Raw genomic sequence first — 15,066 nt, 5'->3', positions numbered from 1 at the left:
GTCGCTTTGCGTAGGCCGCACCGAATTTCCGGCCCCAGCGCCGGATCGTTTCGTAGGACACGACGATGCCGCGCTCCAGCAGCATTTCTTCCACCAGCCGCAGGCTTAACGGGAACCGGTAATACAGCCAGACGGCATGGGCGATGATATGCGGTGGGAAACGGTGGTTCTTGTAGCTGATGGTCGGCGTGCTCATCACGTCCGGTTATCCGTCAACCGCTAAGCCACGAACAACGTGACAACGCCCTGGCGGCGGTGGAAATGCGCAAGCGGAACATCAGCCTTTGGGGGCGCTTACGGAAGTCAACCGGCGTCGCCCGGCCGACAGACGTCCATCACGCTGGCGGCGGCATCGCTGTCACTGGCGTCTTGCCCTTGAAGTCGGTGATGATCTCGCCGATCAGCGCCCGTAGCCAGCGGTGTGCACGATCGTGCTGGTAGCGGACGTGCCAGGCCATCTCCACGGGAAAGCTGCCGAGGTCGACCGGCGCCGGCAAGATCTTCAGCCGAGGGTCATCCATCAGCCGCCTGCAGATGAGCGAGGGTAAAGTGGCGCAGTAGTCGGTCACTGCCACCATCTCGGCTGCAGCGAAGAAGTTGGTCACGGAGATCGCGATGTCGCGCTTCAGCTGTTGCTGCGCCAGCGCCTGGAACAGACCGGCGCGCATCCGTCCGGGCGGCATGATGTTGACGTGCTTCATCGCCTCGAACTGCTCGCGCGTCATGGCATCGCCGACGCCTGGATGGTCGGCGCGGACGGCGCAGGCTAGCCCCTCGTCCATCAAGTGCTGGACGACGAGGTTGTCGGGTGGGTCGACGATGCGGCCCAGCACGAGGGCCGTCGTGCCCGACACGACGCCCGTCTCAACGAGATCGTTGCCGTACGGCGTCAGGTGGAGCTTAATGCCGGGCGCGACCTTTTCCAGGCGCGCCACGACAGCGGGGACGAGGACGAACTCGACATAGCCGTTGGGCGCGATCGTGAAGAGCCGCTCGGCCTGTGCGGGGTCGAAAGCCTGCTGACCGAGGACCGCGTCGTCGAGCAGCGCGAGTGCCTCGGCGATCAGCGGTGAGAGTTCGAGCGCGATCGGGGTCGGCTGGATGCCATAGCGCTCGCGGACGAACAGCTGGTCCTGAAGCATCAGTCGTAGACGCGATAGGGCATTGGACAAGGCGGGCTGGGTCATGCCCATGCGCTCGGCGGCCCGCGTGACGCTGCGCTCATCCATCAAGGCGACGAAGATCGGCAATAGGTTTAGATCGTAGCGCATGCAGTCATGCTATCAGCGATATATCTGAAATCAAGAAAATAAATTTCTAGAATGTGTCTACATGGCCTATCTCCCATCCATCGGCGATGGACGCCGCGAACATGGAGGTTCAGATGAGCAAGGGTCAGGTTCTCGTGCTTGGATCGAACGCCACGCAGATCGGGCTGCGTGGCGGCGGTACCGCGACGATCGGTCAGTATCTCAACGAGACGGCGGTCCCCGCGTTGGCTCTGCTCGACGCCGGCTATGATATTGTGCTCGCCACGCCCAATGGGGCCAAGCCGCACATCGACGCCGTCTCCGATTCGCTTGATCACTTCGGCGGCGATGAGACGGCATTCCAGCGCGCCAAGGACTTTTTTGCCAACCACCGGGCGATGAACGACGTGCGTAGGCTGAAATCGGTCGTCGAAGACGGCCTGGACGGCTTCGTTGGCGTGTTTGTGCCGGGAGGTCACGCGCCCGTCGTCGACCTGATGCAAGACCGCGATGCGGGCGCGATCCTCCGTCACTTCCACGCGGCGGCCAAGCCGACCGCGCTCCTCTGCCACGGACCGGTAGTCGTTGTCGCCGCGCTCGAGGATGCTTCGGCCTTCCGCAAAGCGCTGGAGGAAGGCGATGACGCCGGGGCGGCCAATCTGGCGGGAGACTGGATCTACTCGGGCTACCGCATGACCGTCTTCTCGGCGAACGAGGAGAAGATCGCTGAGGAGCAAGTGCTGAAGGGCGAACTCTTCTTTGACATGGAAAAGGCGCTGCGGTTGGCCGGTGGCGACGTCTCGGTCACCGACGAGAACTTCGCTTCGAATGTCGTCGTGGACCGGGAGCTGATCACGGTTCAGAATCCGGCGTCGGACCAGGCCATAGCTGGCGCGTTGATCGAAGCCCTCGATCGCGCCGCTGCATGAGTACCAGGATGACCGGCGGGCGCTCAGGATGCGCCGTGCTTCGAATATAGCCAAAACAAGGAACGATGCCATGACCGCCAACGTGAAGATCGTCGCCGTCCTCACCGCCCGTGCGGATACCGTCGACCGCCTGAGCGCTCTGCTAGACGCCATGCTAAAACCGAGCCGTGCCTAGCCGGGCAACCTGCGCTACGATTTGTGGCAGGATCAGAGCGATCCGAATCGTTTCGTGCTCGACGAGCTGTACGCGGACGCAGATGCGGTCGCCGCCCACCGCGAGACGCCCCACTCCCAGAACTACCTCTCTCAGATCGGCGATCTGGCCGAGCGCGCCGCGTTCGTCCTCAACCCCGTCTCAGCGACCTGAGGATGGTGCCATGGGCAAGCTTACGGAATGGGTGGGATCGGCGCTGCTCGCACAGCCGTTCTGTACCGAGGATCTGCGGTTGATCGGCCTGTTGACACCTGCTCTCCGCGTGGGCCTGATGGGCCTCATTCATCCACGCGACTACCGCTAAGGCGGAGCCGCGATCCGGCGAAAAATCAACATGTGAATTGAAGGAACACAATCATGACAAAGGGTATCAAAGACAAGGTCGTTCTCATCACCGGCGGCAGCACCGGCATCGGCGCAGAAACCGCGCGTCTTCTCGCTGAACGCGGCGCGAAGGTGGCCATCGCCGCGCGGCGCAAGGACAGGCTCGACGAGGTTGTCGCGGAAATCGCCGCAAGCGGCGGCGCGGCGCGTAGCTACGCGCTCGACGTCACCGACAAGTCGGCGGTCCAGTCCGTCGTCGCTGCAGTCATTGCCGACTTCGGCCGCCTCGATGTGCTGATCAACAACGCCGGGCTGATGCCGATCCGTCCGATGGCCGAGGTCAACACCGACGAGTGGGACCAGATGATCGACGTTAATCTAAAGGGTACGCTCTACGGCATCGCGGCGACCCTTCCCGGCTTCCTCGAGCAGGGAAGCGGTCACATCATCAACCTGAGCTCGGTTGCGGGCATCAAGGTCTTCGCACCGGGCGGCACGGTCTACTCCGGCACCAAGTTCGCCGTCAGCGCGATCAGCGAGGGCCTGCGCCAGGAGGTGGGTGAAAAGGTCCGTGTCACGTCGATCGAGCCTGGAGCCGTCGAAAGCGACTTGAAGTTCACGACGTCTGGCACGGCTGCCGAGACGGTACTCGACTTCTACAAGCAGGCCATCCCTGCGGCGTCGGTGGCGCGCGCTATTGCGTTCGCTGTAGAACAACCTGATGACGTCGACGTCAACGCGATCGTCATCCGGCCGACCGCACAGCAGTTCTGATTTCGACGAGGAGGCGGGGCCGCGTGTGCTCCGCCTCATGGGGAACCTACCGGCCCGCTCGTCCGTTACTTTGCCGAATAATATCTGTCCGTTTCACTTGAGGAGTCATTTATGCCCAAACTTGCCCTGTATGTACCACTGAAGGCCAAGCCCGGAAAAGAGCGCGATGTCGCCAATTTCCTGACCTCGGCATTGCCGCTCGTTCAAGCTGAGGCGGGCACTCTGACCTGGTATGCGATCGAAGAAGGTCCCGGTGCGTACGCGATCTTCGATACGTTCGACACAGAGGAGGATCGGCAGGCCCATCTTGACGGCAAGGTTGCCGCCGCACTGATGGACAAGGCAGAAGAACTGTTTTCTGAACCGCCGCAGATTCACAAGTTCACCCTGCTGGCCGCGAAATAGCGGAGCGGTCGGCACCCTAAGCTGCCGTTTGACTGCAGGGTAAGGCTCGTGTTTCCATCCGGAATGGATGGCCCGGCCGAATCGGGAAATGAATAAATGAATACGACAGGTCATCCGCGATAGTGGATGGCCTTGTCTTTTTGTGCTTATCACACCTCTGAATTTACTGATAAGGCGCCGTTGATGTGTCGCGACGTAACGGCACCATTGGTTCGCGGGAGATTCTTGAGCACATCAATTTGGCGCGTTATTCGGCCGTTCTGGCCCAGTCATTCAGAAAACCGTGAATCGATCCCAGGATGGCCCTACGGGAAGGAACCTTTCAGGTAGCAGAACGTTCAGGAAACTGAGATCACTTGGAAGGGTGCGATGTCCTCCGCCGTTGCGATGGACCCGATCATCATCAAGCTCTCGATTTGATGACGCGTTGAGATGAGCTGCGAAAGGAAAAGATCCGTGAAAGCTGTCGTATACAACGGACCTAAAGACGTTTCCGTCGATACCATCGATGATCCCAAGATCGAGAAACCGACCGATGTAATCATCCGGGTGACCACCACCAACATTTGCGGGTCTGACCTTCACATGTACGAGGGCCGTACCAGCTTCGAGACGGGCAGGGTCTTTGGTCATGAAAACCTTGGCGAAGTCATCGAGGTTGGTGCTGCCGTAGATCGGATCAAGAAGGGCGATCGCGTCTGCATGCCGTTCAACGTGGGTTGCGGGTTTTGCGAAAATTGCGAACGCGGTCTGACGGGGTTTTGCCTCACGACCAACCCTGGAACGGCCGGCGCAGCGTATGGCTTTGCCGAGATGGGGCCGTGGCAAGGCGGTCAGGCCGAGTTGATGCGCGTTCCTTATGCGGACTTCAATTGTCTGAAGCTGCCCGAGGACGCCAAAGAGAAGGAGGACGACTATGTCATGCTCTCCGACATCTTCCCGACAGGTTGGCATGGCGTCGAACTGTCAGGTTTCCAGCCCGGCGAAAGCATCGCGATCTACGGCGCTGGTCCGGTCGGTTTGATGGCCGCGCACTCAGCCCAAATCCGCGGTGCCGCTCAGATCTTCGTGGTCGATTCTCACGATGACCGCCTGAAACTAGCCGAGGCGATGGGCGCGATTTCGATCGACATGCGCAAGGGCGATCCCGCCCAGCAGATCCTAGACGCAACCGGCGGCCTCGGGACCGACCGTGGGGTCGAGGCGGTGGGTTACCAGTGCTGCGATCGCCATGGCAAGGAGCGCAGCAACTATACGATGAACTGCCTTGTCCAAAGCACAAAGGCTACCGGCGGCATCGGCGTCGTCGGCGTGTTTATCCCGGAGGATCCGAAGGCGCCCGACGATCTCCAGAAGGAAGGCAAGATTGCGTTCGACTTCGGCAGCTTTTGGTTCAAGGGACAGAAGATCGGCACCGGGCAGTGCAACGTAAAACATTATAACCGGCGGCTGATGAACCTTATCGAGCATGGCCGGGCCAATCCTGCGCAAATCATCTCGCACCGACTGTCGCTCGATCAGGCGCCTGACGCCTACAAGCATTTCGATTCGCGCGACGATGGTTGGACAAAGGTCGTGCTGAAGCCGACCGCCTGACCTTAGTATTTGACGGAATAGGGGATAACTTATGACCTTAGATGGCAAATCAGTTGCGGTTCTGATCGCGCCCCGCGGGACGGAAGAGCCAGAATTCTTGAAGCCGAAGCAAGCTATCGAGGAGGCTGGCGGCAAAGTCACCGTGGTCAGTTTTGAGGCAGGCAAGGCTCGCACAGTCAATAATGATCTTGATGAGGGTGGCAGCTATACTATCGACAAGACGTTTGCGGACGTTGAAGTCGATGTTTTCGACGGCCTTGTTGTTCCCGGAGGGACTGTCGGTGCCGACAAGCTGCGCGGCAGCGTCGAGGCCATTGGTTTCATCCGGGCTTTCTTCGATCAGAAAAAACCTGTTGCGGCTATATGCCATGCACCCTGGACATTGATCGAGGCGGGCGTGCTTAAGGGTCGCACCTTGACGTCCTACCCGACGCTGAAGGTCGATATCGAGAACGCCGGCGGTGCATGGACCAATGAGGAAGTCGTGGTCGACAACGGCCTTGTTACCAGCCGCGATCCCAATGATTTGCCCGCCTTCTGTGCCAAACTCGTTGAGGAAATCGCAGAAGGTGTGGGCGCAGCGCTCGCAGCAGGGAATTAAGACGGGGCGTTTCGACGAACCATGTGAGGGCCTCTCCCTGGAGAAGGTCCGCACAAAGCAAGCGTGGCGGATGGCCAGCGATTGGCCGTCCGCCACGCCGCGTATCACACGAACACGGCGCACCTGACGGGCACTCAAACCCTAAGCCGCGTCAACCGCAGTGACACATCGCCGGCTCCCGCTTCGAGATTCGACCCATTCCAACGTGTGGTTGAGATGCACCTGATCGTACGTGCGTTCGACTAGATTTACGACCGTCAGCGGGTTGATCGACGGAGATCCGGGGCCGGACCAGGAAGCCATCCATCAAGAGCGGGATTGGGACGCCTCCATGGACCTGCCTCCGACAAACAACGATCGTGCTGATGCGGATCTTGTTGTAGCCCTCGATTACCTGATGCTACCTTCTTTTCGCTCCGGTCATCAGGTCACGGTCGATGCCTATGACTGCTGGAGGCGGATCACAGACGACGTGAAGCCGCGAACGCTAGAGGTTCACGATTGTGAGCCATGCGGAGCCGCCTCTTGAAAAGCCGACACGCAATCGATATATATTGGCCATAGTCGAGAGCGCTGATCCGTCGGTGCGTTGAACGATTGTTTCACTCGGCTTACCGAATTGGAGCGGACCGCATGCGGTCCGCTTTTTCGTTTCAGGGGGATTCGTTACATCTATTATATCTCGACGAGTCTGGTCACTCGCATGATCCAAGCTCTGACTTCTTTGTCCTTGCAGGCTTTAGCATATTCGAGCGCCAAACCCATTGGCTGGAAGCCCAGATAGATCCTGTAGCGGCGCGCTTTAGCTCAACCAATCCTCGAGAAATCGAGTTCCATGGAAACCCAATGCGCTCGGGCAACGGTACCTGGAAAGGTGTCCCTCCCAACGACAGAGTTCAAGCCGTCGTCGATATCTTGTCGCTACTGGCAGACAAGCAATTGCAGTTGAAGGTCTACGCCTGCGTCATCGAAAAGAAGCTCTTCTCTCCGAACAATATTCTGGCTCGGAGCTTCGAGGAGGTGGCTTCGTGTTTTGATGGCTATCTGAAGACGCTTTACAAGAAAAAGAACCCCCAGCGCGGCTTGGTCATCCTCGACAAAAGCAATTATGAGGAGAAAATCCAAACCCTCTCTCATGTGTTCAAGCACGTCGGGCATGCCAGCGGCCAACTTCGCAACTTTGCCGAAGTCCCGCTTTTTCTGGATTCAAAGGCTTCGCGCCTGATTCAGATGGCGGATTTGATCGCTTACTGGATTTTCCGTCACTTTCAGTCAGGCGACCAGCGTGGCTACGACCTCATAAGGCCCTACTTTGCCCGGTATGGCGTCGGGCCAGTCTCAGGTCTGCGCTGTCATGTCTCGCCGGAGACAAAGGCGCGCCTCGCTTCGCTTCCAGTTCCAGCTCACCCTTTTCCGAAAGCAACGCCGAAAGCTATTGCCGCCGCATTCCAAGTCACCACGCCTGAGGATCAAAGCGGTTTTGAAGGTGCATGCGCTCCCTCGACACGCTCGGTTTGAGCATTTTTCAGTGAAAATTCCTGCTCTTCACCTTCAGCGTATCGATATGAAGGTCCGGTGTGAACATGTCGCGCGGGACAACCGGCTTCGGCCGATCGCGTGAATCCGGCCCGCCGCCGCCATGGGCAAACTCATCGCCGCGACCAGCCGGCAGCCTGAACTCCGTATCGCGATCGGCAAGTCCAACCAGATCGCCTGAGAGATCGAAGAGTTGCTGGGCGACGAGATGGACGACCTCCCCTTCCCGCTGAATCCGTCCGTTGATCGCCATCATCGACGATCCCAGCACGATCCGCCGACGCTTCTCGAATAGTGTCGGCCACACAACGATGTTGGCGGGACCCGTCTCGTCCTCGATGGTGATGAACATCACACCCTTGGCCGATCCCGGCTTCTGCCGCACCAGCACGAGTCCAGCGGTGTAAACCCGCTGGCCATCCCGAGCATTCATCGCCTCGGCACAGGTGATGATATTGCGTGCCGACAGATCCTTGCGCAGAAAGGCGACCGGATGCTGGCGCAAAGTCAGCCCGGTGTGGCTGTAGTCCTCGATGACGTTGTGCCCATCCGTCATTTGCCGAAGCGCCACCTCTGGCTCCTGCTGCTCCGCAATCGCCGTCGCCTCGCGTTCGGCTGCGGCTGCAAACAACGGTAACGGCTCGTCGCGCAGCGCCTTGATCGCCCAAAGCGCATCGCGTCGTTCGAGTTTCAGCGATGGCAGAAAGGCGTCGGCCTCTGCCAGTTGAACAAGCGCTTCGGTCGGCACACCGGACCGGCGCCACATGTCATCGACTGAGGCAAACGCATTGTTCATGCGGGCCGCTACGATCCGCGCCGCCTCCGCAACCGCCAGTCCCTTCACTTGCCGGAAACCCAGCCGAACAGCATGTCGATCAGTGCTGCCGATCCTTTCCAGCGTGCAGTCCCATCGCGAGCGGTTGACGCAGACCGGCCGCACCTCGATGCCATGCTTGATCGCATCCCCGACGATCTGGGCCGGAGCATAAAAGCCCATGGGCTGGCTGTTGAGAAGGGCTGCGCAAAAGACATCCGGATAATGGCACTTGATGTAGTTCGAAGCGTAGGCAATCAATGCAAAAGAGGCCGCGTGGCTCTCGGGAAAGCCGTAGGAGCCAAAACCTTCGAGTTGCGAGAAGGTCTTTTCGGCAAACTCTGGCGAATAACCATTCTTCACCATCCCCGAAACCAGCTTGCCCTTGAACCGTGAGACGCCGCCGGTGAACTTGAAGGTTGCCATCGATTTGCGCAGCTGGTCCGCCTCGCCGCCGGTAAAGCCGGCGCAGACCATGGCAACGCGCATGGCGCTCTCCTGAAACAGCGGCACGCCCAGCGTCTTGCCGAGTACCGCCTCCAACTCCGGTGTCGGATACTCGACCGGCTCCTTGCCTTCGCGCCGGCGAAGATAGGGATGCACCATGTCACCCTGGATTGGGCCCGGCCGGACGATCGCCACCTGCACGACGAGATCGTAGAAGGTGCGCGGTTTTAACCGCGGCAGCATCGCCATCTGCGCCCGGCTTTCGATCTGGAACGTGCCGAGCGTATCGGCCTTGCGGATCATTGCGTAGGTTGCGGCATCCTCTTGGCGGATCTTCGACAGATCAAGATCCTCGCTCTTGTGTTCGCGGATCAGATGGAAGGCCTTGGCCATGCAGGTGAGCATCCCAAGCGCCAAGACGTCCACCTTCATGAACTTCAGCGCCTCGACGTCGTCCTTGTCCCATTCGATGATCTGCCGGTCTTTCATCGTCGCCGGCTCGATCGGCACGAGATCGTCCAGCCGGTCATGGGTGAGAACGAAGCCGCCTGGGTGCTGGCCAAGATGACGCGGCGCGCCCATCAGCTGCTGTGCCAGTTTCAGGGTGAGCGCTAAGCGCCGGTCGTCCGGGTTGAGATTGAGCTCCCTGATGTTTCTGTCGGGTACTTCTTCCGACCAGGACCACATGCCTGACGACAGGGCCTTGATGACATCTTCAGGCAGGCCAAGTGCCTTACCGACATCGCGGATCGCGCCCTTGGCGCGGTACCGCGTAACGGTGGCGCAGAGGGCCGCCTTATCCTTGGTGTAGGTCTTGTAGATCCACTGGATGACCTCCTCGCGCCGTTCATGCTCGAAGTCGACATCGATGTCGGGCGGCTCGTCGCGTTCCTGGCTGACGAAACGCTCGAAGAGGAGGTCATTGGTCGAGGGGTCGATCGATGTGATGCCGAGAATATAGCAGACAGCGCTGTTGGCGGCGGACCCCCTGCCCTGGCAGAGAATGCCCTGGCTTCTGGCAAAACGTACGATCGAAAACACCGTCAGGAAGTAAGGCGCGTATTTCATAGTGCGGATGAGATCGAGCTCGTGGCGTACGGTCTTTAAAACATCCGGTGGCAGGCCTTCCGGATAACGATCGGGCGCACATTCCCAGACATAATGCTCGAGCGACGCCTGGGCATCCTTGCCCGGCACGATGGCTTCCTCCGGGTACTGGTAGGTCAGCTCCTCAAGCGAGAATTTGCAGCGACGCACGATCTGCACCGTCCGCGCCAAGGCCTCTAGGTAGCGTGGAAACAACCGTTCCATCTCCTCCGGCGGCTTCAGATATCGGTCCGCATGTCTCTCGCGCTTGAAGCCGACATCGTCGATCGTGGTGTTGTGCCTGATACAGGTGACGATGTCCTGAAGCTGCCGACGGCCCGGCTCATGAAACAGCACATCATTGGTGACGACGGTTCTGACCTTGAACCGCGCCGCCATGTTGGAAATCTCATGCAGGCGCAACTGGTCGTTCGGTCGCCGGCGCAGGCAGAGAGACACGTAAGCGCGATCACCAAACAACTCAGCCATTTTTCGAAGCTGGATCGCGCAAAGATCATCCGGCAGATCCGGCACCAGAACGCCGATCATGCCCTCGGAGTAAGCGACGATATCGTCCCAGTGCAGGATGCAGTTGTTCTTGCCGCCACGCGATTTGCCCAGCGTGATGAGGCGCGTCAAACGTGAATAGGCGGATCGGTCCATCGGATAGACCAGCACAGACATGCCATCCGCGAGATCGAGCCGACAGCCGACGACCAGGCGCAGACCCGTGGCGCGGGATGCTTCCAGCGCGCGGACGATCCCTGCCAGCGAATTGCGGTCGACGACGCCGAGTGCTTCGATGCCGAGCTGTTTCGCCGTCTCGAACAATTCCTGTGCAGAGGAGGCGCCGCGCAGGAAGGAAAAGTGGGTCGTGACCTGAAGCTCGGCGTAGCTCATGCGAAGATCCCGTGGCAGAACCAGCGATGGGAACCGGTTTCGGGATCGACGCCGTCGCCGGAGCGGAATACCCACAGGCGCTCGCCTGCCTCGTCCTCGATGACAAAGTAGTCGCGCACCGCCTCCATCTCGGCGTCGCGCTGCCACCACTCCCCGAAGATGCGTTCCGGGCCATCGGCGCGTTTGACCTTACGGCGCTTGCCGCGCCACACGATCGAGACGGGCGGCCGGTCAGGCATCAGAGCGATTGCCTCGATCAGTTCGGGGCATGATAAAAGCCGGACCGGACGGCGCCAGTGGCTCACCCAGCCAATTGCAATCGGTTCAGCAACCGGACTGATCCGCTGGACGGAGCGTTCCGGCACATCGGATGCAACCGGCGCGACGCGATAGACCCTCTGTCCACGGTTTCCATAAATGTCGATCAGAGGCGTCACATCGGTGATGTCATCCTCGACCAAAGCAGAGACTTTCTGCGCCTCTTCCAATGGCTCGGCCAGAACGGCAACAAGGATGAGCTTCTCGATCCCGAAACCCGGCTCGATCTTTTCGGTCCGGTCCCTGAACAGTTTCGTCAGCCAAGCGATGTCCCGGGCAGGCTTGGCGGTGCCTGCGCGAATGGCCTGCCTGGTACCGTCGACCTTCTCGACGATCAGGTCGGCACGGCGCACCCCAAGGCCGCGCTTCTGAAGCTCATCGACCAGCTGGACGACGAGGCGGCCGACATATTTGTTGATCGTTTCGGCAGCGCCAATCGGTTCAGCGAAGGCTTTCGAAACTTCGACCAGCTCAGGGGTGCGGACCGGCTCGATCGGCTCAGCGATACGACAGAGCATCTGGTCCAGACGGCGGCCGATCTCCGGACCAAAGCGCAACGTCAGCGGCGCGCGCGGGGTATTGGCAAGCTCACCGATGGTCTGGAAACCAAGGATGCGCAGATCGCTGACAATCTTGGACGGCAGGCGCAGGAGCGAAATCGACAGCTTTTCGACCGCCCGAACGGTCTCGCCCGGCGGAACCACGATCGTTTCCCGATTGATGGCCCGCGCACAGGCATGGGCCGCACCCCAGCTGTCGGCGACCGCCACGCGGGCAGTCAGCTTCCTGCCCAGAAACTTGTTGGCGATCTTTGTCACCATTGGCAGCTCGCCGCCCTGCAGGTGGTCGGCGCCTTCGGTATCCATGACAATGCCATCAATCCCGTCGACGGCAACAATTGGCGAATAGATCGTCAGCGCCCAGAGCGTGATGCGCTCAAGTGCAGCGGCGTCGACTTCGGGATCTGCATCGACCATCATCAGGCCGCGAAACAGCGACTGCGCCTTTGCCGCCGGCATGCCGACATGTACGCCTGCCGCTCTGGCAGCAGGGTCGGCAGCCGAAACCCATCGCTTCGAACCGCTTCTTGCAATCACGGCGATCGGCTGTTCAGGCGGAATGGAGGGATCGGCTCGACGAATGCGATCCGTCGGCAGATCTGGAAGATAAATGGATACGACCCTTGTCATCACACGCTCTCACGAGAAACTCAGCACACTCACCCGCTTTCACGCGCATTAATTCCAGAAACCATTGAGGCCTGCCCACCCCCGGGACCGGCAATGCCTCGGACGGCATGACGCTGACGCGCCATCTCGTCGTTGACGCCGTGGGCTGGCCAAAATCATTCGCCTCCGTCTGCCGCCGCCATCGCCGAACGCCGAGCGCCATGGTCCCGGTTCGCTCGGCGGCCAGCTGCAATCGGCGGGAACTCACCATCGGCAGGCGGACAAGTTCGCCAACAACGGCGCCGAGACCGCCGAAGGATAGGCCCTCCTCCATGTTGGCCAGCACATCCTCTTCCCTGTCGGACTCGACGAAGATGACGCGGTCGGGATGGAGACCGACCTGGGCCAGCGCCGGAAAGAACAGGTCGGGTCGCGTCAGACACCAGATGACGGGGCCTTTGGTCCGGGCGGCAATGCCGGCGACAAAAAGCGCGGCGGCTGCACCATCGACGGTACCGGATCCTCCGCCTGCGAACTCATGCAGGGCTCCATAGGCAAGACCCCCGCCAGGCAAGGAAGCATCAATCTCGGGCACACCGAAAGAGAGCGTTCCGGCCCGTTTCGCTGCTGTGCCCTCCATCGAGGCGATGCGGCCACGCAAATCACAGATCACATCCGACAACCCCTTCGGGCGCGCAGCGGTCATCGTTCACGGCTCCCTTCAAGGTGGTGTTCAAAGGATCGACATTATGCCGTACAGGCTATTTGTTCATTGTTTGTTCCGACGCTATAAAAGAGTCAAGCACCAGAAAGTTGAGCAACATTATCACAACATTAGCAAAACCGAAGATTCGAAAAGGATTCAAGGCTGTAGGGATAACAAGAATTTTTGCCGCACTCCACTCTTGTCGGGCTCCAGATCGCGATAGCGGGGATAGATGAGCGGCGTCACAATCTTCTTAAGGTTTCGTGCTGAACTCGCCTGCATGACGAAGCCACCGAGACAAAGCTCGATCGTAATACCGAAGCCCAGCTCTATTTAATGCCGCGTCGCTGCGGTTGATTGCATCAATGGCTGTCCGCAGCGTTCGACCTATACGGGAGCTTTTAAGCTTGAGGCCATATGAACATCGGACGTGTAGGCGGATGCATCAAGCCCCGCCGCATGCAGCCCGATGGCAAAGTTGACCTGCGAGATCAATTCCCTAAAATCCCGCTCAGATCTTCTTGGGGTGTTACGTTGCAAAAGCTCGAACTTGTTTTTGTTATTTGTGGTTTTGTGGCTTTGGGGACATGGCTTTATTCGGGCGAGTATCGAGCTTATGGCGCCCTCGCGACGATTTGCTTTCTGGGAATCGCTTCGGTCTATCTCCTCTTGACGTCAAAGGAGAGAGTTTACCGGTTGTTTGCATGTATATCACTGACCGTGATTTCCGCTGCAATCGGAATAGCTCTGTTGAGAATGTCGGGACTGACCGGCTAATGCGGTGGCATCAAGCGACCTAAACGGGCTGCGGAATAGCGCCTGCGCCTTGACATGCGGCGTTCCTCCACGGCGCTAGCCGCAGCGGGCAATCGCATCCGCAGCCGATGGAGACCAGAGGATAGGCGTTTGCCTGATCGCCGAGATCGAGTTCAGGGCAGGACGGGCGACGATAAACTCCGCCACGCTTCCTACAACGGCCTGCGGGAACGGTAGGACAATGCCGACGTTTATAAGCTCGACTAGATACGCAGGCGGAAGTCACCGGAAAAACTGCATTCGGTCGCAACGGAGGAATTGCTGCCATGTGCAACCTTTATCGGATGGAAGACAGGGACTGGGTCTCAAAGTGGGCCCAGGACGCCGAAAGCCTTATCAACCTCATGCCGGCCTATCAGATGAACCCCGACCAGATGGGGCCGATCATCCGAAACACGGCGGACGGCAAGAAGCAGCTGGTTCATGCACGATGGGGCCTGCCCTCGCCTATCTTCGTCCAAAAGAAAGCCGCCGAAGCAAGGGCGGATAAACTGAAGGCCAAGGGCAAGGCCGTCGATATGGATGAGCTCATCCGCATGGAACCGGATCGTGGCGTGACCAATGTGCGTAAGCTCAACCTGCCTCACTGGACGCGATGGTTCGGCGTCGAGCGCAGGTGTCTCGTCCCGGTCACAAGCTTTGCCGAACCGGACCCGATGAGCAAACAGGAGGGTGGCAATGTTCCCAATGCCTGGGTTGCCCGCGATGATACGAAATCGATGATGTTCTTTGCGGGCATCCACGTGCCGCAATGGAAGAGCGTCCGCAAGGTCAGGGACGGGCTCACAACCGACGACCTATACGGTTTCCTGACGACCGATCCGAATGATCTCGTGAAGCCGATCCACGAGAAGGCAATGCCTGTTCTACTGCTGACGAAGGAAGAAACCGACGTCTGGATGCGGGCGCCTTGGGATGAGGCAAGGCACCTCGCCCGCCCACTACCAAACGACGCGCTGATCATCCTGTCGCGTGAACCTTATGGATCATCGATCATTTCGAAATCTGGCGAACCGGTGGAGCAAGGCAGCCTTTTATAACTGGCGGCCATCGCCAGATGGATGAACCGCACCGGGTTTGCCGGAGGCTCCAACTTCTGAGAGAGTGGAGCCGATATGAGCAAGACAACGAACAAGTTTTCACCTGAAGTCCGCCAACGCGCCATCCGTATGGTGCTTGAT

14 protein-coding genes and 1 pseudogene are annotated in these 15,066 nt (G+C 59.5%); 10 read left to right on the top strand and 5 right to left on the bottom strand.

The features are described from left to right. Nucleotides 1–196 (bottom strand): annotated as a pseudogene (locus tag OK142_RS24655) (IS6 family transposase); the annotation flags it as partial. Between the two features lie 139 nt (nucleotides 197–335). After that, on the bottom strand, nucleotides 336–1,271 hold the full coding sequence (locus OK142_RS24650; RefSeq protein WP_037094003.1) for a LysR family transcriptional regulator: 936 nt from the start codon (nucleotides 1,269–1,271) through the stop codon (nucleotides 336–338). A gap of 113 nt (nucleotides 1,272–1,384) precedes the next feature. Between OK142_RS24650 and OK142_RS24645 the strand changes: the two genes are divergently transcribed. The 8 genes from OK142_RS24645 to OK142_RS24610 all read left to right on the top strand — a co-directional run bounded on the left by OK142_RS24645 (nucleotide 1,385) and on the right by OK142_RS24610 (nucleotide 7,611). Beyond that, the gene (locus tag OK142_RS24645) at nucleotides 1,385–2,179 is read left to right on the top strand and encodes a type 1 glutamine amidotransferase domain-containing protein (protein WP_498685683.1); all 795 of its coding nucleotides are present in this window, start codon (nucleotides 1,385–1,387) and stop codon (nucleotides 2,177–2,179) included. A gap of 184 nt (nucleotides 2,180–2,363) precedes the next feature. Next, nucleotides 2,364–2,546 carry a putative quinol monooxygenase gene (locus tag OK142_RS24640; RefSeq protein WP_498685684.1) on the top strand — a complete coding sequence of 61 codons (183 nt, stop codon included), beginning with the start codon at nucleotides 2,364–2,366 and terminating at the stop codon, nucleotides 2,544–2,546. A gap of 10 nt (nucleotides 2,547–2,556) precedes the next feature. Then, on the top strand, nucleotides 2,557–2,697 hold the full coding sequence (locus OK142_RS24635) for a hypothetical protein (RefSeq protein WP_157952825.1): 141 nt from the start codon (nucleotides 2,557–2,559) through the stop codon (nucleotides 2,695–2,697). Between the two features lie 53 nt (nucleotides 2,698–2,750). Beyond that, nucleotides 2,751–3,491, top strand: a complete 741-nt coding sequence (locus OK142_RS24630; RefSeq protein WP_037094001.1) for an SDR family oxidoreductase — start codon at nucleotides 2,751–2,753, stop codon at nucleotides 3,489–3,491. 111 nt (nucleotides 3,492–3,602) lie between these two features. Then, entirely contained in the window at nucleotides 3,603–3,896 is a 294-nt protein-coding gene (locus OK142_RS24625; protein WP_037093999.1) for a putative quinol monooxygenase, read from the top strand. Between the two features lie 456 nt (nucleotides 3,897–4,352). Then, nucleotides 4,353–5,492: a glutathione-independent formaldehyde dehydrogenase gene (locus OK142_RS24620; RefSeq protein WP_498685682.1), complete on the top strand. Its 1,140-nt coding sequence runs from the start codon at nucleotides 4,353–4,355 to the stop codon at nucleotides 5,490–5,492. Nucleotides 5,493–5,523: 31 nt separating this feature from the next. After that, nucleotides 5,524–6,093: a type 1 glutamine amidotransferase domain-containing protein gene (locus OK142_RS24615; protein WP_498685681.1), complete on the top strand. Its 570-nt coding sequence runs from the start codon at nucleotides 5,524–5,526 to the stop codon at nucleotides 6,091–6,093. Between the two features lie 633 nt (nucleotides 6,094–6,726). Further along, nucleotides 6,727–7,611: a DUF3800 domain-containing protein gene (locus tag OK142_RS24610; protein ID WP_498685680.1), complete on the top strand. Its 885-nt coding sequence runs from the start codon at nucleotides 6,727–6,729 to the stop codon at nucleotides 7,609–7,611. A gap of 7 nt (nucleotides 7,612–7,618) precedes the next feature. Here the strand turns inward: OK142_RS24610 and OK142_RS24605 are convergent, their stop codons facing one another. From OK142_RS24605 to OK142_RS24595, 3 genes are read right to left on the bottom strand one after another with little or no spacing between them, the layout of a single operon-like run. Continuing rightward, nucleotides 7,619–10,876, bottom strand: coding sequence for an error-prone DNA polymerase (locus OK142_RS24605; protein ID WP_498685679.1), 3,258 nt, complete (start codon nucleotides 10,874–10,876; stop codon nucleotides 7,619–7,621). Continuing rightward, the gene (locus OK142_RS24600; RefSeq protein WP_072495309.1) at nucleotides 10,873–12,384 is read right to left on the bottom strand and encodes a Y-family DNA polymerase; all 1,512 of its coding nucleotides are present in this window, start codon (nucleotides 12,382–12,384) and stop codon (nucleotides 10,873–10,875) included. The genes OK142_RS24605 and OK142_RS24600 overlap by 4 nt, the downstream gene beginning before the upstream one ends. Then, complete coding sequence (locus tag OK142_RS24595; protein WP_072495310.1) at nucleotides 12,305–13,069, bottom strand: ImuA family protein; 765 nt, start codon at nucleotides 13,067–13,069, stop codon at nucleotides 12,305–12,307. The genes OK142_RS24600 and OK142_RS24595 overlap by 80 nt, the downstream gene beginning before the upstream one ends. Before the next feature lie 417 nt (nucleotides 13,070–13,486). On the opposite strand from OK142_RS24595, the gene OK142_RS24590 reads away from it, so the two are divergent. Together OK142_RS24590 and OK142_RS24585 are read left to right on the top strand one after the other, a co-directional pair. Then, on the top strand, nucleotides 13,487–13,846 hold the full coding sequence (locus OK142_RS24590; protein ID WP_052821205.1) for a hypothetical protein: 360 nt from the start codon (nucleotides 13,487–13,489) through the stop codon (nucleotides 13,844–13,846). A gap of 305 nt (nucleotides 13,847–14,151) precedes the next feature. Continuing rightward, nucleotides 14,152–14,925: an SOS response-associated peptidase family protein gene (locus OK142_RS24585; protein ID WP_072495311.1), complete on the top strand. Its 774-nt coding sequence runs from the start codon at nucleotides 14,152–14,154 to the stop codon at nucleotides 14,923–14,925. Nucleotides 14,926–15,066 lie beyond the last annotated feature (141 nt).

This window comes from Agrobacterium sp. BT-220-3 (assembly GCF_025910175.1).
In the GTDB taxonomy this organism is placed as follows: Bacteria; Pseudomonadota; Alphaproteobacteria; order Rhizobiales; family Rhizobiaceae; genus Agrobacterium; species Agrobacterium oryzihabitans.
This window is presented reverse-complemented; position numbering and strand designations above follow the sequence as displayed.